Source organism: Peribacillus glennii (genome assembly GCF_003429105.1).
Classification (GTDB): domain Bacteria; phylum Bacillota; class Bacilli; order Bacillales; family DSM-1321; genus Peribacillus; species Peribacillus glennii.
The window spans coordinates 336,197-353,315 of record NZ_QVTD01000005.1 but is presented as its reverse complement, the minus strand read 5'-3'; the positions used below and the strand labels follow the sequence as shown (position 1 = coordinate 353,315).

At 43.4% G+C, this 17,119-nt stretch carries 16 protein-coding genes; 11 read left to right on the top strand and 5 right to left on the bottom strand.

The annotated features are described in order from the left end of the window. Window positions 1–115 precede the first annotated feature (115 nt). Window positions 116–769, bottom strand: a complete 654-nt coding sequence (locus D0466_RS23465; RefSeq protein WP_117322627.1) for a C40 family peptidase — start codon at window positions 767–769, stop codon at window positions 116–118. 412 nt (window positions 770–1,181) lie between these two features. Here D0466_RS23465 and D0466_RS11120 point away from each other — a divergent pair, with 412 nt between their 5' ends. The 9 genes from D0466_RS11120 to galU all read left to right on the top strand — a co-directional run bounded on the left by D0466_RS11120 (window position 1,182) and on the right by galU (window position 10,824). Then, complete coding sequence (locus D0466_RS11120) at window positions 1,182–1,841, top strand: sugar transferase (RefSeq protein WP_117322626.1); 660 nt, start codon at window positions 1,182–1,184, stop codon at window positions 1,839–1,841. Between the two features lie 45 nt (window positions 1,842–1,886). After that, a complete protein-coding gene (gene tuaC, locus D0466_RS11115) occupies window positions 1,887–3,071 on the top strand; it encodes a teichuronic acid biosynthesis protein TuaC (protein ID WP_117322625.1) in 1,185 nt (394 codons plus the stop codon). Window positions 3,072–3,114: 43 nt separating this feature from the next. Continuing rightward, window positions 3,115–4,449 carry a UDP-glucose 6-dehydrogenase TuaD gene (tuaD, locus tag D0466_RS11110; RefSeq protein ID WP_117322624.1) on the top strand — a complete coding sequence of 445 codons (1,335 nt, stop codon included), beginning with the start codon at window positions 3,115–3,117 and terminating at the stop codon, window positions 4,447–4,449. Window positions 4,450–4,460: 11 nt separating this feature from the next. Continuing rightward, complete coding sequence (locus D0466_RS11105; RefSeq protein ID WP_117322623.1) at window positions 4,461–5,405, top strand: NAD-dependent epimerase/dehydratase family protein; 945 nt, start codon at window positions 4,461–4,463, stop codon at window positions 5,403–5,405. Between the two features lie 23 nt (window positions 5,406–5,428). Continuing rightward, window positions 5,429–6,907 carry a teichuronic acid biosynthesis protein TuaE gene (gene tuaE, locus D0466_RS11100; protein ID WP_117322622.1) on the top strand — a complete coding sequence of 493 codons (1,479 nt, stop codon included), beginning with the start codon at window positions 5,429–5,431 and terminating at the stop codon, window positions 6,905–6,907. Between the two features lie 27 nt (window positions 6,908–6,934). Further along, the gene (locus tag D0466_RS11095; protein ID WP_233522616.1) at window positions 6,935–7,642 is read left to right on the top strand and encodes a replication protein; all 708 of its coding nucleotides are present in this window, start codon (window positions 6,935–6,937) and stop codon (window positions 7,640–7,642) included. An 18-nt stretch (window positions 7,643–7,660) separates the two neighbouring features. Then, window positions 7,661–8,419 carry a teichuronic acid biosynthesis protein TuaG gene (gene tuaG / locus D0466_RS11090; RefSeq protein WP_117322620.1) on the top strand — a complete coding sequence of 253 codons (759 nt, stop codon included), beginning with the start codon at window positions 7,661–7,663 and terminating at the stop codon, window positions 8,417–8,419. A 20-nt stretch (window positions 8,420–8,439) separates the two neighbouring features. Beyond that, window positions 8,440–9,642: a teichuronic acid biosynthesis protein TuaH gene (gene tuaH / locus D0466_RS11085; RefSeq protein WP_117322619.1), complete on the top strand. Its 1,203-nt coding sequence runs from the start codon at window positions 8,440–8,442 to the stop codon at window positions 9,640–9,642. Between the two features lie 297 nt (window positions 9,643–9,939). Continuing rightward, window positions 9,940–10,824 carry a UTP--glucose-1-phosphate uridylyltransferase GalU gene (gene galU, locus D0466_RS11080; protein ID WP_117322618.1) on the top strand — a complete coding sequence of 295 codons (885 nt, stop codon included), beginning with the start codon at window positions 9,940–9,942 and terminating at the stop codon, window positions 10,822–10,824. A gap of 129 nt (window positions 10,825–10,953) precedes the next feature. On the opposite strand, the gene D0466_RS11075 is transcribed toward galU, so the two are convergent. Further along, a complete protein-coding gene (locus tag D0466_RS11075) occupies window positions 10,954–11,445 on the bottom strand; it encodes a C40 family peptidase (RefSeq protein WP_117322617.1) in 492 nt (163 codons plus the stop codon). A 326-nt stretch (window positions 11,446–11,771) separates the two neighbouring features. Here D0466_RS11075 and secA2 point away from each other — a divergent pair, with 326 nt between their 5' ends. Both secA2 and D0466_RS11065 read left to right on the top strand, forming a co-directional pair. Then, window positions 11,772–14,153 (top strand): accessory Sec system translocase SecA2, encoded by a 2,382-nt coding sequence (secA2, locus tag D0466_RS11070; RefSeq protein ID WP_117322616.1) that lies wholly within the window; start codon window positions 11,772–11,774, stop codon window positions 14,151–14,153. Continuing rightward, window positions 14,153–15,034, top strand: coding sequence for an accessory Sec system S-layer assembly protein (locus tag D0466_RS11065; protein ID WP_117322615.1), 882 nt, complete (start codon window positions 14,153–14,155; stop codon window positions 15,032–15,034). Before secA2 ends, D0466_RS11065 begins: the two co-directional genes overlap by 1 nt. A 187-nt stretch (window positions 15,035–15,221) precedes the next feature. On the opposite strand, the gene D0466_RS11060 is transcribed toward D0466_RS11065, so the two are convergent. From D0466_RS11060 to D0466_RS22210, 3 genes are all read right to left on the bottom strand, one after another. After that, window positions 15,222–15,629: a hypothetical protein gene (locus D0466_RS11060; protein ID WP_117322614.1), complete on the bottom strand. Its 408-nt coding sequence runs from the start codon at window positions 15,627–15,629 to the stop codon at window positions 15,222–15,224. A gap of 245 nt (window positions 15,630–15,874) precedes the next feature. Next, window positions 15,875–16,831 carry an LCP family glycopolymer transferase gene (locus tag D0466_RS11055; RefSeq protein ID WP_117322613.1) on the bottom strand — a complete coding sequence of 319 codons (957 nt, stop codon included), beginning with the start codon at window positions 16,829–16,831 and terminating at the stop codon, window positions 15,875–15,877. A gap of 93 nt (window positions 16,832–16,924) precedes the next feature. Beyond that, window positions 16,925–17,116: a hypothetical protein gene (locus D0466_RS22210; RefSeq protein WP_117322612.1), complete on the bottom strand. Its 192-nt coding sequence runs from the start codon at window positions 17,114–17,116 to the stop codon at window positions 16,925–16,927. Between the last annotated feature and the right edge of the window lie 3 nt (window positions 17,117–17,119).

The window sequence follows — 17,119 nt, the reverse complement described above, 5'->3', positions numbered from 1 at the left end:
GCTTCACCGTGACTGGGGCTTGACCCCCAGCAGTTTAACGCTTCACAGCAACGGGGGAATGACCCCGCAAAAAAACCCTTCATTATTAATGAAGGGTTTTGGGAACAGTAGGTGTTTATAAAGTTTTGGCGCCTAAATAGCGTTCTTTATAGTATGGGTTGCTGAGCTGTGAGATGGTGACGCCTTTTGAAGATGAGGCGTGGATAAATTCACCGTTTCCGACGTAAATTCCGACATGGGAAGCGCCAGCTTTATATGTAGTGAAAAATACGAGATCTCCCACTGATGGATTGGAAACTTTCAATCCTACTTTTGAATACAGGTCAGCCGCTGTCCTTGGAAGGGTAATTCCTTGCGAGGTGCGGAATACATAGTTGATATAACCCGAACAATCGAATCCGCTTGGCGACATGCCGCCCCATTTATAGGGAACGCCTTTGTATTTTTTTGCAGTGCTGATCAAGCTGGATTTGTTGATTTTATATACTCCGAGGGCATTGAAGGTAGCCCTTCCGGAAATGCCGTCAACTGCTAACTTTCTGGAACTCTGGAATTTCTTCACAGAAGCTGTGGTCGCAGAGTGATATGTATTGGTATAAGAACTTGAGCCGGGATAGTATCCCTTTATTTTGAGCAAGGTTTGCAATTGGCGGACGTCCGAATGGTTCGTGGAAGGTTTTAATGTCTGGTCGCCAATATTGGCAGATGCTTGGAATGGCGAAGTCACAAGGGCAGCGGCGGCAATGGCAGAAGCGATCCATTTTTTCATTAGTGTTTATTATCCCCCTAGTAATCTAGCGTTTATTTACAATTATAGTAATGCATGCTTGTTACAACTAACGCCGCATTTGTTTACATTTTCATTACAAAATCAATGGAAGAACGTCAACCTTTTACAAGCTTTGCAAAAAAATTGTACATATGCTTACGGTTTTTTTGCTGACAAGCCTCAATTTACCTTGCGGGAAACCCACAAAAATTAATCTTGGCAGTGGTTTGCCCTACCTTAAAAAAAGAATGAAAAACCATGCCCGAACCGTATCTTTACGTTGTCACATTGTTTGAAAAATTTTAACAGTTTTTAATAAAGCTTTAGGAACTCTCAATATTTCCTACAAATTATCACCCTATAATTCGACATAAGGTTCTTAGGTCACAACATTTGTAGGGTGGTGTAGCAGGTGAGCTCAGAAAAGATTTTCAATATCTATCACGACTATTCGATCGTCAAGTCTTCAAAACTCTCACTATCAAGGCAAGTGATGCAATACCTATATATAAAACGCATCATTGACCTGATTTTAGCGGCCGCAGGGCTTCTGATTTCATTGCCGGCTATATTGATATTTTCAGTTCTAATAATGGCGGAAACACCGGGTTCTCCTTTTTATATCCAAAAGCGGGTAGGGAAGAATGGGAAGTGTTTCAACATTATCAAGCTTCGATCAATGAGAGTGGATGCTGAAAAAAATGGTGCGAAATGGGCGGAAAAAAATGACTCGCGAATTACGAAAGTGGGCGCATTTATCAGGAAAACCCGGATTGATGAGCTTCCCCAATTTTTAATGGTGTTGAAAGGGGATATGTCGATCGTGGGTCCCAGGCCGGAGAGACCGGTTTTTGTGGAGCAATTTAACAGTGATATAAATGGGTTCGAAAACCGCCTGCTTGTTAAACCGGGCCTTACCGGGCTTGCACAAGTAAATGGGGGTTATGACATTTCGCCAAAAGAAAAGCTTCACTATGACTTGGAATATATCAAAAATCTTTCTTTCGCTCTGGAAATGAAAATAATCCTGAAAACATTCAAAGTGATTCTGACAGGCGATGGAGCACGTTAAAAACAGGTATAGCAGCACAAAAAAACGCTTTAGAGGACGATGGTGATGAAGGTTTTATGGATTACAAGCGTATACCCCAGTACTGAACAGCCTGGAAACGGAGTTTTTCATGAAACACAGGTCCAAGCATTGAAACGGTTAGGCATGGAAGTGACAGTCATTTGCCCGGTACCGTCAAACCCGTCGGTATTTCGGGTATTACGCAAAAAATACCGCCGTAATGCCGGAACGCCCGCTGTATATCAACGAAAGGGCATTACTGTCTACAGACCGGCGTATACAGCTTTTCCGGGCCAACTGAGATGGGCGCAGCCGGATAAGCGAATAGCTGAAACCGTTATGAAGACGATCGTTGAAAACAGCTTAGAGGCTGATTTGATTCATGCGCATTTTGCAATGCCTTCTGGGGGAGCGGCAAGGCTGATTGCCGACCAAATAAAGATTCCGTGGGTATTAACTTTGCACGGCAGTGATGTAAATGTTTATCCCCACTATAGTAAGAGCGCAAGAAAAGCATTCATACACACAGTACAGGCAGCAGATAGGGTCTTGGCTGTAGGGGATAGCTTAAAAAGAAAAACTATGCAAATGACAGGCAGGGACAGTGGAGTACTCCCGATTGGGATTGACCTGTCAGAATTTCGGCAACCGGAACAAACAAAATCACAAATCAGGACACACCTGAATCTTCCCCATGAAAAGAACATCATTCTTTATGTCGGGAGATTGACTAAAGCTAAAGGGGTTTTTGAATTGGCTCATGCTTTGGATGTGTTGCCTAAGGAAAATGTGATTGTATTTGTAGGGGATGGACCCGCCAAAGAAAAGTTGCGTTCACATCCTGAATTCAATCGCAGGCTCTTCCTGGCCGGCCAAGTGGAAAATCAACTAGTCAAAGATTATTTATTTGCCAGTGATATATTCGCGCTCCCTTCCTATACAGAAGGGATGCCTACCGTAGTGATTGAGGCGTTAGCCCTTAAAGTGCCGGTCGTATGTACAGCGGTCGGCGGCGTTCCCGAGTTATTCGGCAAGCACCGAAACCTTTTGATAAAGCCTAGGTCCGTGCCGGGACTGGTGGAACGGATACAAGATTTTATGTATGGAAGGGTAGATACAGCAGGGATTCAGAAGGAACTTCATTCACATATCCAGGAACGATATCATTCACAAAACAACGCAAGATTGCTTTTGGAGGAATATAAAAGGACGTTAAAGTCCGTTCATTGAACGTTTTAATCCCCAAAGTAAAATGACAAGAAAGGTGATCGATATGAAGAAAATAGCAGTGATTGGAACAGGCTATGTAGGTCTTGTATCAGGTGCTTGTTTTGCTGAGGCAGGTAACCGGGTGACATGCTGTGATATAGATGAAAAAAAGATTGCTAACCTTTGGAATGGGATTATGCCCATCTACGAGCCGGGACTAAAAGAACTTGTCCAACAAAACGTAGAAAAGGGGACATTGTATTTTACGAGTCATACCGAAGAGGCGATCCGGGAAGCGGAAGTCATTTTTATCGCTGTTGGAACGCCTATGTCAGCCACAGGTGAAGCTGATTTGACGTATATCAAGCAAGCAGCGGGAACAATTGGTGACAATCTCACTGGCTACAAAGTGATTGTGACGAAAAGTACCGTGCCTGTGGGAACGGGCAAAACGGTAGAATCCATCGTCCGCGAGAGGTCGCGGGATAACCAGGCTTTTGATATTGTCTCGAACCCGGAATTCTTGCGGGAAGGTGCGGCAATAAAGGATTCCATGAATATGGAACGCGCAGTGATCGGTACTGCCAGCGAAAAGGCTTTTCAAATTATCGCGGACCTTCACAAGCCTTTTACCTCAACCATTGTGAAAGCAACAGTCGAGAGTGCGGAATTAATAAAATATGCAGCAAATGCCTTTTTAGCAACGAAGATATCCTTCATAAATGATATCGCCAATATATGCGACCGTGTAGGAGCAGACGTTACGAAAGTGGCGGAAGGAATTGGGCTGGACAGCCGGATCGGAAATAAGTTTTTGCAGGCGGGCATTGGTTTTGGCGGCTCTTGTTTTCCAAAGGACACTGCAGCTCTTCTGCATATTGCAGAGTCGAGCGGCTATGACTTTAACCTGATCAAGGCAGTAATCGAAACGAACGAGGGCCAGCGGGCACGGTTAGTGAGCAAACTGGAAACGGCCTTGGGATCCATGAAGGGTAAAACCTTCAGCGTATTGGGGCTGGCTTTTAAGCCGAATACCAATGATACGAGATATTCTCCTGCATTGGATATCATCCCGCAACTTCGGGACATGGGGGCAATGGTAAAGGCATTCGACCCGATTGCAATCGGCGAAGCAAAAAAACAGCTCGGAAATCAATGCATTTATTCTGACAATGTGTATGAAACGGTAAAGAATACTGATGCATGCGTCATTTTGACCGATTGGCAGGAAGTAAAACAATTGGACTTAATGAAAGTGAAACGATTGATGAATAATCCGTTGATTGTCGATGGACGCAACTTGTTTGACCTGGAGCAAATGGATCAGCTGGGGTTCACTTATATTTCTATGGGAAGGCCGGCAGTACAGAAAGAAACAGTCATTTCAAATGCCATTTAGGGGGATTTCTGATGAAAAAAGTGATTGTAACAGGCGGGGCGGGCTTTATCGGCTCCCATATAGTCGAAGAACTGCTTCGGAACCATTATCAAGTAACGGTTATCGATAATTTTTCAACAGGGCACCATGAAAATATCAAGCATCTTCCTATTAAGCTGTATGACTACGATATTACCAATCCGGGGATTATGGACTTGATCGCATCGCTAAATCCCGATTATATCATTCATCAAGCGGCCCAAGTGAGTGTGGCTGAATCGGTTCAGAATATCTTATTTGATGAACATGTCAATGTGAAAGGCTCTTTACACATTATTAAGGCCGCGATTAAATCACGCGTAAAAAAAGTGGTCTTTGCTTCTTCAGCAGCTGTGTACGGGAATCCTGTGGAGCTGCCCGTTTCAACCAAACATCCATTAAAGCCTGAGTCGCCTTATGGCCTGACGAAATTGACAGTCGAAAATTATTTAAGGATGTCTAATTCCTTATATAACCTGCCCTATTGTATCCTGCGTTACAGCAATGTTTACGGGCCGAGGCAGGACGCCAAAGGTGAAGGCGGGGTTGTCGCGATTTTCTCGAATCGCATGAGCCATAATATTTCACCCTTCATTTATGGGGATGGCGAGCAAACAAGGGATTTTGTTTTTGTCAAAGATGTAGCAGCAGCAAATGTAAAGGCGCTGCTCGCAAAAGATAATCTATGCGTTAATGTATCTTCGGGAACATCCATATCGGTGAATGAATTGTTTCAAACAATGAAGGCCGTTGCCGCCTGCGAGGTAAATCCAGTGTATGAACAAGCGCGACAGGGCGACATTCGCCACAGCATCCTTTGTAATCAGGAGACTAAAGCAATCCTGGATTGGGAGCCTATGGTTGGGTTGGCCCAAGGTCTCGAAGAAACAATCCTTTATTCCAATCGGGCCAACAAGCTTCAAAAAGTCAACGGGTAGGTTGAAAAAGGAGTAGGAAAGCCATGGAGAGTATCCGCAACGGTAAGATCGTGACGAGTGCATCAGCTTTCCTAATGATAGGGCTTCTAATCATCTGTTCCCTTTCCGGGATGGAGGTTCAATTTCTTATTTTTCTTGGGATTTGGTGCGCCGTTTTTCTAGCTGTGTTCACAAGGCCTTATGTGTCTTCTAAACAGCTATTTACATTATTCATGTATTGTTTGGTTATAACGACATTTCTTAATCAGTCGGTTGTTGATATAAACATTGGATTCTTCCATTTGTTTCTATACAGGATTGTATTGATAGCCGCGGCAGGATTTTTTCTTGTACATGCATTCACAGATCAAGAACTCCCGCAGTATTGGAATCGGGTCCAGGTGAAAGGATCCTTGCTGTTTTTGCTTTTTTGGCTGGCTTATGGAACGGCCTCCCTGATTTGGGCGAAATCAGTCGGTGATGGAGTCAAATATTTATTCCTTTTAGGTATAGGGGTATTGTTTGTCTTTTTGGCTGTGTTTACGTTTACCGGCACAATGAGGTTGCTGCTGTTTTATGGAATCTGGATGGGGATGACCGTCCTGCTGTTGTTTATCGGTTTGTTGAACCATGTTTTCGAATTACAGCTGCCAAGTTCATCGTTATACGGGGCATCTGAATACAAGCTAGGCTATCCAACGGCAGTGTTTTATAACCAAAACGATTTTGCTACGTTTTTAACCATTTCATTCATTTTTTACTTAGCCCTGGTCAGGAATGGCAGAAGTGCGTGGGTAAAGGTCTCAGGGTTACTGCTTGCTTTTCTTTCTGTGTACATCATTTATCTAACTGAATCCAGGGCGAGCCTGCTTGCGATCATGGTTGGTTCGGGTGCTTATCTATTTATTCTGCTTCCGAAGCGTGTAATGAAAGCAGCAGCGATGACGGGTATAGCTGCAGTGGTATTGGGAACTGCCGTTTTATTCGGCAAGATAACAGAATGGTTCTATCGATTATTTTCCCTTTCAGCCTATTATCCGGGCTACGAGGTTCTGCCTTCCAGTTTAGCCAGATCCAATTTACTGAAAAATACATTTCACTATGTGCTGGATACTTTCGGATTCGGTGTTGGAGCGGGTAATCTCCCATACTATTTGGAAAATGAGCCGGTGTACCATACCAATTATGTGATTGAAGTCCACAATTGGCTGGCGGAAATTTTAGGGAATTTCGGCATTGTTGTTTTTCTGGGTTATGTGACGATGTATGGTTACCTATGGTGGAGCCTTTATCAGCTACATCGGGCAAATCAGCTGCAGAGCCGGAGCCAAAAAATGCTGCTCGAAGCCTGCCTGATTGCCTTAATCGCATTCCTTGTGTCCAGCATCAGTCCCAGCACAGTCATAAACCTCTATTTCCACTGGGTATTTCTTGGGTTTGTGATGGCTGTTGTTTCCGTATTTAAAGAAAAAAGCTCTCCTGAGTCAGAATGTAAAAGAGGGCAGTTGAGTCTATATAAATAGGAAGATGTATTTTTTCTATTTTGCGACATGAAAATCCGTCTAAGGAGCCAGACAGGAATGGAACCGATTTTTCAAAGATTGCTAGCAAGATTCAAAAAATATTTCCTCGTGCTTATAGCAACCCCGCTCATTTTGGGTGCCCTTGGGTGGTTTCTCCCGATAGGCAAGCAGGGTCCCGCGCAGCCGGCTGAAACAACGATTTCTTTGGGCAGCTATGAAAATCCGGACTTGAACGAACCTAAGCGGGTGAGGGTGCTATTAACAAATATCCTTTTTTACCAGGAGCATTTACCGGAGTTATGGAAGGAAAAGGGAGAAGAGCTGCTTGCAGATTTAAATGTACAGCCTGTGACAGATGAAATTATTGAACTTTCCTTTAAAAATAATGGCACAGAAGAATCCGTGCGGACGGTTAATGAAATAACAGAAGCCTTCCTCGAACTCGACCAGGAACGCTTCCAGCAAAAAAAGGACGTTATCCAAAAATCCATTCAAGCGATTGAACCTGAAAAAGTGGCACCGGAGGCAAAAGTTGATCAGCAACGGTTTTTGTATGAGCTGAACACAGCAGAATTGAATCTTAAACCAGCATCATTGTTGCAAGGCGCCGATTTTCAAATGGATGAAAGCGGGGCTTTAAACTCAAAATCAAGAGCAATTCTGGGTGTGCTGATCGGAATAACCATAGCCTTTTTTGGGATTGCCATTCCGGAATTTGTACGTGAACGACCATAATGAATGGGAGGTCAACTTATGGGTGACAACCGGCCATTGGTATCTATCATTACACCTTGTTATAATGCCTGTGAATTTATAGACAAGACCATCGAATCTGTAAAGAAGCAAACGTTCAAAGACTGGGAAATGATCATCGTGGATGATTGTTCGACTGATGGTACAAGGGCAAAATTAAAAAGGCATAGCGAATCGGATTCAAGAATCCGGGCGATTTACCTTCATGAAAACGGCGGTGCAGCTGTCGCCAGAAATACCGCTTTACAGCATGCAAACGGACGGTATGTTGCGTTTCTGGATAGCGATGATTCCTGGAAACCCGGGAAGCTGGATAAACAACTGGATTTCATGCAGCAGAACCATTATGCCTTTACGTTCACTGCTTACGAGTGTATTTCCAGTGACGGTGTCCGGTTAAACAAAACCATTCCCGCTCCCGATCTGATAACGTATGATGACTTGCTGAAAAATACGATTGTTGGCTGTTTGACCGTGATGATAGACAGGGAACAAACCGGGCAAATCGAAATGCCCAATATACGGACAAGGCAAGATTTGGCTACGTGGTTAGGAATTCTAAAAAAAGGTGTCATTGGTTACGGGTTAAATGAAAATTTGGCGGAATACCGCGTCGGGAATGCCTCCATTTCTAAAAATAAGTGGAAGGCGGCCAAAATGAACTGGTTTGTGTACCGTAAAGTCGAGAAGTTAAATATGGTAAAGGCCTTTTGGTGTTTCTCTCATTATGCAGTCCATGCTGTATTAAAAAGAATATGAAGTAGAGAGGAAGAAAAGGGTTGAAGAACATACATGTGATTGTAGCGACAGGCGAATGGGGACAGGACCGGCTCCGTTACAGGCGCCATCGGCTGGCGGAATTTCTAAGAGCCCTGCCTGAGACAAAAGAAGTGATTTGGTTATGTCCCGCTCCAAATCAAAGCGAAGAATCCTTGACTGCTTTGCCCAACGGGATTAAACAATGGACGGTCCGCGATCTTTTTCCACACAACGTGTTTCGGTTTGGCCGCTATATGGATCGTTTTTATAAAAAAAAGATACAAGCCTTCCTAAAAGGTTTAAAAGATTCACACACACCGTATAACTGGAACCTGTGGTACACCTTTCCGGGGTTCCCGCTGCTCGCTGATTTGTTTCCCTGGGATAAAGTCATCTATGATTGCAGCGATTTATGGGCTTCCCCGATCAGCGGGGCAAAATCACCCTTGTCCGCTGTCCGGCAAAACATTATTTCTGCGGCGGAAAAGCGAATCATACAGAGGGCTGATTTCATTTTTTGCACATCGGATCACCTTCGTGACCAGGTAATAAATAAACTGGCTGGCGGGCGGTCAGATCATGTACACACAATTGAAAATGGCGTGGAATTCGATTTGTTTGCCAGGAAGAAAGCGCAAAAGGAAAATGTCATTCCTGATGGCTTCAATGGAACAGTTTTAGGGTTTATAGGCGGCATTAAACCAAAGCTGGATCTCGCCCTCATCAGAAAAGCGGCACAGCACAAGCGGAATTGGCTTTTTCTGTTTGTCGGGCCGGATGGCACGAACGGGCATGAGGATTTTAAGAAGCTTCTGAATGAAAAAAATGTGTTGTGGACTGGAAGCGTAAACCCATTCGAGGTTCCTGAATATATGAATGTAATCGATATTGGCATCATGCCATACAAACCCTCTCCATATAATCAGGCTGTTTTCCCTCTTAAGCTGTTTGAGTTTTTAGCCGCTGGAAAAGCTGTTGTCGGCATGCATTTGCCATCCACCAGCAAGTATGCGGAAGAATCGGTATATGCCCATTTGGAAAGCGATCATTACGAAGATTTCATAGCCGCTTGCGAAAAGCTGGAATTGAATAAAAGTGATAAGGGCCTTGAACAAAAGAGAAAAGAGTTGGCAAAAACGAGAAATTGGGAGGATTTGTTTAAACGGATGATGGAATTGGTCCAAACAGGTAAAGAAAATCGAACCCAAAAGCAAGTTTTATGAAAGATTAACATGTAATTAAATATATATTAACATGACCACGGTAAGATAAAGCAAAGCAATGTTTCTGCGTCATCTCATAGCCTAGTAATACCAGTATTCTCTAAAAATGAAATTTCTGGTAGGAGGTAAAAAGATGCTTAATCTTCTGAATGGCTTGTTCCTTGCTTATATATCAACCTGCTTTGGCATTATTTTTTTTACATGTTTACACGCAAAAATACGAAGAAAATCAAATAAGCCCCTGTAAGGGGCAGGTGAAGAATTTGTCCAAGTATTAATATAAAAGGGTGTGATCACATGAAAAAAATCCGAAAAGCTATTATTCCGGCTGCAGGCTTAGGCACACGGTTTTTGCCTGCCACTAAGGCAATGCCCAAGGAAATGCTGCCTATTGTCGATAAGCCGACCATTCAGTATATCGTTGAAGAAGCGATCGAATCCGGGATTGAAGATATTATCATCGTGACGGGTAAGGGAAAGCGGGCAATCGAAGACCACTTCGACCGCGCATCAGAACTTGAACAGAACCTGATGCAGAAGGAGAAATTCGAGCTTTTGGAGAAGGTGCAGCAAACATCGAATGTCGATATTCATTATATCCGCCAAAAGGAGCCACAAGGCCTTGGCCATGCAGTTTGGTGCGCAAGAAACTTTATCGGGGATGAGCCGTTTGCCGTACTTTTGGGAGATGATATTGTGAAAAGCGACGTACCATGCTTGAAGCAGCTGATCAATATGCATGAGGAAACCCTTTCTTCCGTCATTGGCGTCCAGCGTGTGTCAGATGAAGAAACACAAAGATATGGAATTATAGAACCGGCGTCACAGAATGGCCGTCGGTTTGAAGTTGCAAATTTTGTGGAAAAGCCCGCAGCAGGGACGGCGCCTTCAAACATGGCGATCATGGGAAGGTATATTTTGACGCCGGAAATCTTTATGTTTCTCGACCGCCATGAAACAGGTGCGGGCGGGGAAATACAGTTAACGGACGCCATCCAGCAGTTAAATAAATTTCAACGGGTATTTGCCTACGATTTTGAAGGCAAGCGCTATGATGTTGGTGAAAAGGTGGGATTTATTAAAACAACGATTGAATTTGCCATGCAGGATGCTTCACTAAAAAAGGAGATTGTATCCCTTATGAAAGACTTGTTGGAGATTGAAGCGATTCCCGTCAAGTAAACGATCTGCCCACGGGTCAATTCCAAAATGAAAACACCCCTCCTGCCGCGAGTCTATGTTGGCGACAGCAGAGGTGTTTTTTGTACCCTGTTTATTACCCATGTATCAAATCGATTTATAAGGAATGGTTTATAAACTCTTGGCACCTAAATAGCGAGACTTATAGTAAGGCTTGTTAAGCTTTGTAATGGTAACGCCTCTTACAGAAGAAGCATGGATGAACTCACCATTGCCGATATAAATCCCGACGTGGGAAGCGCCTTTTTTATAGGTAGTAAAGAACACAAGGTCTCCTTTTGAAGGCTTGGACACTTTTTTGCCCGCTCTTGCATACAGGTCTGCTGCTGTCCGGGGAAGGGTGATTCCTTGCGACTTGCGGAAAACGTAATTGATATATCCGGAACAATCAAACCCGCTTGGAGACATGCCGCCCCATTTATAGCGCACGCCTTTGTATTTTTTTGCGGTGCTGACCAAACGGGAAACATTTATTTTATAGGCTTGTCGAACGTCCTGCTTCATTGATGGCTTTAAAGCTTGGTCCCCACTATTGGCTGATGCTTGAAACGGCGAAATCAAAAGAGCTGCAGCGATAATTGTAGTAGCAATCCATTTTCTCAATGTGAAAATATCCCCCTAAGCGTACTTCATTCTTTATACCTAGATTAATAAATGAATGTTACAAAAAACGCCAAATTTCATTACATTTATATTACAAATAAATACATATACCTACAAAAAATTCCAAAAGGGTCAACAAGGGGTCAGTCCCCCAGCACGTTAAAGCGTTAAACGGCTGGGGGACTGACCCCCAATCTTGTAAAGCGTTAAAGCAATGGGGAACAATTTCTATCTTTATATGGTAATTTTTGTTATATGAACAAGATATTACTTAATATGATATAATCCGACTAGATGATCATTTATCTGTAACGGGAGAGAAAGCGATGCTAAGCAAAGTTAAAGGGCTTTTTAATGAGAGTTCTAAAGATATAAAAAAGATTATTAAACTTGTAGAAAAAGTGAATGAGATAGAACCAAAGTATGAGAGTCTTTCAGACACGGAATTACGAGAGATGACAAATGAGTTTAAAGGACTATTGAAAAAAGGTACAAGGCTTGAGGATGTTCAGGTGGACGCGTTTGCGGTGGTGAGGGAGGCGTCAAAGCGTGTCCTGGGCCTGCGCCATTACGATGTTCAGCTGATTGGCGGATTTGTGCTTAACGAGGGTTCTGTCGCACAGATGAACACTGGTGAAGGAAAAACATTGGTCGCAACCTTGCCTAGTTACCTCCATGCCCTGGAGGGCAAAGGAGTCCATATCGTCACGGCAAATGAATATTTGGCACGGCGGGATAAAGAGCTGATGGGCCAGGTTCATGAGTTTCTTGGTTTAAAAGTTGGCCTGAATATTTCCCAGGTTTCCCCTGCTGAAAAAAAGGAAGCCTACCAAGCGGATATCACATACGGAACAGGAACAGAATTCGGTTTCGATTTCCTTCGCGATAACACGGTTTATTCAATGGAAAACAAGGTGCAAAGAGGCCATCATTATGCGGTCGTCGATGAAATAGACAGCATATTGATCGACGAGGCGAGGACCCCTTTGATCATTGCGAATAAGTCCAGTGCAGGAGCGGAGCTATTCTATATTACCGCCCAAATTATAAGGGCATTCAAAGAAGACCAGGATTATGAAGTCTTCCAGGAAACAAAGCATACATACCTTACAGACCAGGGCGCAGGTAAAATTGAAAAAGCTTTTGGCATCGAAAACCTGTATGATGCGGAACACCAGGAGCTTCTCCATAACGTCATGCAATCGCTGAAGGCCTATGTTTTAATGAAAAAAGATGTGGATTATATCGTGAAGGATGGCCAAGTCATGATCATTGATAAATTCACCGGCCGGATCATGGAGGGGCGGACCTTCAGTGAAGGCCTGCACCAGGCAATCGAAGCGAAGGAAGGCCTTGAGATTTCTGAAGAAAATGAAACCCAGGCTACCATAACCATACAGAACTACTTTAAAATGTACGGCACACTTTCAGGTATGACAGGAAGTGCGACACCTTCCAAAACCGAATTTATGGACACATACAACCTGCGGGTCATACCGATTCCGACCAACAAGGACGTAAATCGCATCGATCATCCCGATTTAATATACAAGGATTTTTCAGGAAAAGTGAAAAAAATTGTCTCTGAAGTGGAACGCCTGCACAAAGAAGGCCGGCCTGTCCTGATTGGGACTACTTCAATTGAACAGTCCGAAATACTTTCTTCCTATTTAAATGAAGCAAACATACGGCACCAAATATTAAATGCCAAGACAGAAGAAGATGAAGCGCGGATCATTTCAATGGCAGGCCAGAAGGGGCAGGTCATGCTGGCGACGAATATGGCCGGGCGCGGAACGGATATCCTGCTTGGGGAAGGTGTCAAGGAGCTTGGCGGCCTTCATATAATCGGGACTGAACGACATGAAAGCAACCGGATCGATATGCAGCTGCGCGGAAGATCCGGGCGCCAGGGTGATCCTGGTTCAACACAATTCATTATCTCTCTGGAGGATGATTTGTTTACTTATTACGATGAAGAAGAGAAAGAACGCTATATGAAGAAAGTGAAAACCGATGACACCGGGCTTGTTATCGCTCCGGATCCGGAAAAGTATGTAAAAAAGGTACAGGAAACTATAGAAAATCTCCATTACACAAGCAGGAACCATCTTCTGAAGCTGGAATATTCCCTGGACCAGCAGAGCAAGGTTATTTATTCGATGAGAGACCGGATCCTTGAGCTGTCTCCGGAGGAAATGTTTTCGGAGCTTTTGGGATACATGGAGAAATATGTTCTTGGCCTTTTTGAAAAGCACTATCCCGAGGATGCTGAATTTTGGAATCCCCGCGCTCTGATTGAAGAGCTGTCCTTTGTATTTCTTCCCGGCCATTGGGATCTTGAAGAATTGAAAGAAATGGAGCCGGAGCAGGTTAAAGAAAAAGTAGTCAGTGAATTTATCCGGGTGAAGGAGTTTGTGCAAAGCCTTAAGGATGAAGAGACCCTTGGAAGCCAATTGCGATTATTTATGCTTCAGCAGATCGATACAAATTGGATCGGCCATCTTGAAAATATGAATCATCTGAAAGAAGGCATCAATTTAAGCGGATATGGCCAACAAGACCCGTACATCCTTTTTGAAAAAGAAGGCGTGCATGAATTTGACCATCTATTGGACGGGATCGAGAGCGGGATTACACTGCGTTTTATGGAATTCGTGAAAAGTGAATTTGTTTTTGAGGAAGATGTTGAGGAAGGAAGAGAGTAATGGGGTTATTTCGAAGAAAAGCTAAAGCAGCTGTACAGGAACCGGAACAGCAGGAAGTACAGAATCCAATAGAAGAAACCGGAACAAAGGATCATGCTGTTTATACAACCCTCACCTTTCATGAAGAATGGGATTTGGAAGCGCAGGAGAAATACGTTTATCGGTTCCGCCATCAGCAGCTTCCGCCTTTAAACCCAAACCAGATATCCATATCCGGCATTCGGCTGGTCGAGTATGATAACGATGTCGTCGTGGTCGCCTTTATCAGGAACTCCCTTGAAAAAGCAGTCCGTTTTGAGCACGTCGACCTGCTTCTTCTGGATGAACAGGGACGTCCTCTTGCAAAAAAACAATTCGATCTTTCGGACATCGGCGAGATCCCGCCGATGTCTGCGATGCCTTGGCGTTTTCTGTTCGAGGAGACGGATATTCTTTCTGAGGATATTCCACAAGAGGGATGGAAGATTGCATTTGAATTGAAGGCTAAACCACAGGAGCATAAGCTCGACCTGGATATAAGCTGGGAAAATTCCCTTTCCGAGGTTCAGCGTGAGCGCCTGGAGCAATTAGTTTCCGACTTGCCTAAACTTAATCCGGGAGAGGTAAATTTCATGGGTATCGAAGCAGGATTCATGGAAGACCGGAGCTTTGCGGTAACGGTATTAATACGTAACGGCAGCGAGAAGCAAATCAAAATTGAAAAGCTTCCCCTGGCTGTGGAAGATGCAGATGGAGATGTTATTTGCCAGGGGGGGTTTACCCTCGATGATTTCTTTGTCAAAGCACAGACGAGCAAACCGCGTACATTTATTTTTCCTGCGCAGTTAATGGCAAAACAAAACCCTAATTTGCGGACTTGGAAGGTGTATCCACCTTCCTAATAGGTTAAACAGGATAAAAAAACCTCCTTTTACCGAAAAGGAGGTTTTTTGGCATTAGAAAGTATAAAAGTTTCTTACCTGAATAAAGCAGAATACAGACAAACTGCGCCGCTCCCTTATTGTCCCCATATCTAAGGGCCAGACTGCGCATTAGTCTTAGGTACGGGTTTTCTATCTTTTTTCAGTTTTAAGAAAATTCCGGCCAATTGACCTGAGTTTTGTCGCCCTCAATCTTTTCGAGGGTACGGTATTTAAAGGGGGTTAAGTCGTTTTCGTTCTTTCCGGTAAAGTCCTTTGCAAATTCGAAAGGAATGAGTTCAAATTCGTTTTCCTTTTCAGAAATGAAATACGCGCCTTCAACTTGGCCGGCATTGTTCATATTTAAGGTTAAAAAGGCAGGATAATACGTTTGGTCGTTCGCTTCGAGAACAGCCTTGGCCGTGACCATGCCATTATTTTCAGTCTCTATGGAAGGATTGCTGATCTTGTCCAGTATTTTTACAGCCCATCCCTGTTTTTTATAACCCCCGATTATTTTCGGAGGGTTCTCCTTTAAGTCTTCTAAAATATCCCTTGTTTGATCTTGGTTTTTCATTTACTTACTCCCTCCACCAAAACTAAGCTATGCATATATGTCCATTCTAGAGTAGCATAAAACGGCCGAATACATTACAAAGATTCTTAAAGAGTAACATACTTGTAAAATAAGTGCAATTTAATTGGAATTTCGGCTGATTTTGGTTGTAATCATCATATTTTATTAAAAATGGAAGTTCGACATCAATTGGGTGTACATAGTCCTGAAATAACTGGATTTTATGAAAAAAACAGCCTGGCTGGTCAGCCGGGCTGTTGCGCTGTAGATATAGAGAGGTCCAAATGTTTTTTCAACCGGGCTTGAACTTTGTGTTTTTCCTCCTCAGGAACAATGTAATACCATAAACCATCCTCCAGGCGGGATCCTTCGCCTGCTATAGTATACTGTTCGATATGGTTGATTGCAGGCCGGTAATTTTTCTGGATGTCCTTTATTTCATCGAAATTCATATTCGTTTCGACATTTTTGCCCAGTGCCTGGAATATATCGTCGAAATTCGTCAGGCTGTTTACGCTGGCACCTTTTTTGATAATTGCCTGAATCACCTGGCGCTGTCTCATTTGACGCCCAAAATCCCCGCGCTGCTTATCTTCTTTACGGATTCTGGAGTAAACCAATGCTTCTTCGCCGTTTAAAGTGAGGCTCCCTTTGGGAAATTCATAACCCTTATGGGAAAGATACATGTCATTCTCCACATTGATTCCGTTTACCGCATCGACAATATCCGTAAAACCTTCCATATTCATTTTCACATAATAATCGATGGGAATATCAAGAAAGTTTTCTATTGTGCTAAGAGACATCTTTACGCCGCCATAAGAGTACGCATGATTGATTTTCTCAACTGTTCCGTGCCCGACAATCTCGGTGCGTGTATCCCGTGGAATGCTGAGCAATTCGATTGACTCTTTCTTTGGATTCACTGTCATGACGATCATAGTATCCGAACGTCCCCGGTCATTCTGTCTCTCATCGACTCCCAGAATAAGAATGGAAAGGGGATCTTTTTCCGTAAAAGCGACCTCTTCCTGGCGTTTTTCCGATTTATGGTCAGAACCCTGCATTGTGTTCACTGCTTTTTGCAGTGAGGTATAAACCGTCGCCCCGTATGCGAAACCGGAGAACAATAACAAAAGGAAAACAAAACCAAATATTTTTAGTTTTTTATTCTTTTTCTTTTTTCTTCTTTCTGCCCTCATATATGTCTTTCCCCCTGAATAATACACAACGATGCATATCTTTTGGTGATTGCCGCTTGCCATGTTTCTGGAAATAACTAATCCTTAGTCTGCTTAGAAAATAATTCCGGCGTCATTAGGGAACTCGCCGATTGGCAAGCCTGTGAAGGCGCGGGTCCCATGGGATGTAGATTCATGGACAAAGACATAAGGATGTGGCCATGTAGTATGTGTTCTGCTTCCAGAAAAGAATCTTTTCTGCCCAAAAAAACGAAGACCCCTTGAAACTGGCTTCTTCGTTTTCATTCT

Coding starts and splice junctions, on each gene's coding strand:
- D0466_RS11095 (WP_233522616.1), top strand. CDS start 6,935: ATGAAAATCCGTCTAAGGAGCCAGACAGGAATGGAACCGATTTTTCAA.
- tuaE (WP_117322622.1), top strand. CDS start 5,429: ATGGAGAGTATCCGCAACGGTAAGATCGTGACGAGTGCATCAGCTTTC.
- galU (WP_117322618.1), top strand. CDS start 9,940: ATGAAAAAAATCCGAAAAGCTATTATTCCGGCTGCAGGCTTAGGCACA.
- D0466_RS11060 (WP_117322614.1), bottom strand. CDS start 15,629: ATGAAAAACCAAGATCAAACAAGGGATATTTTAGAAGACTTAAAGGAG.
- D0466_RS11105 (WP_117322623.1), top strand. CDS start 4,461: ATGAAAAAAGTGATTGTAACAGGCGGGGCGGGCTTTATCGGCTCCCAT.
- D0466_RS11055 (WP_117322613.1), bottom strand. CDS start 16,831: ATGAGGGCAGAAAGAAGAAAAAAGAAAAAGAATAAAAAACTAAAAATA.
- tuaC (WP_117322625.1), top strand. CDS start 1,887: ATGAAGGTTTTATGGATTACAAGCGTATACCCCAGTACTGAACAGCCT.
- D0466_RS22210 (WP_117322612.1), bottom strand. CDS start 17,116: ATGAAAACGAAGAAGCCAGTTTCAAGGGGTCTTCGTTTTTTTGGGCAG.
- D0466_RS23465 (WP_117322627.1), bottom strand. CDS start 769: ATGAAAAAATGGATCGCTTCTGCCATTGCCGCCGCTGCCCTTGTGACT.
- secA2 (WP_117322616.1), top strand. CDS start 11,772: ATGCTAAGCAAAGTTAAAGGGCTTTTTAATGAGAGTTCTAAAGATATA.
- D0466_RS11065 (WP_117322615.1), top strand. CDS start 14,153: ATGGGGTTATTTCGAAGAAAAGCTAAAGCAGCTGTACAGGAACCGGAA.
- tuaG (WP_117322620.1), top strand. CDS start 7,661: ATGGGTGACAACCGGCCATTGGTATCTATCATTACACCTTGTTATAAT.
- tuaD (WP_117322624.1), top strand. CDS start 3,115: ATGAAGAAAATAGCAGTGATTGGAACAGGCTATGTAGGTCTTGTATCA.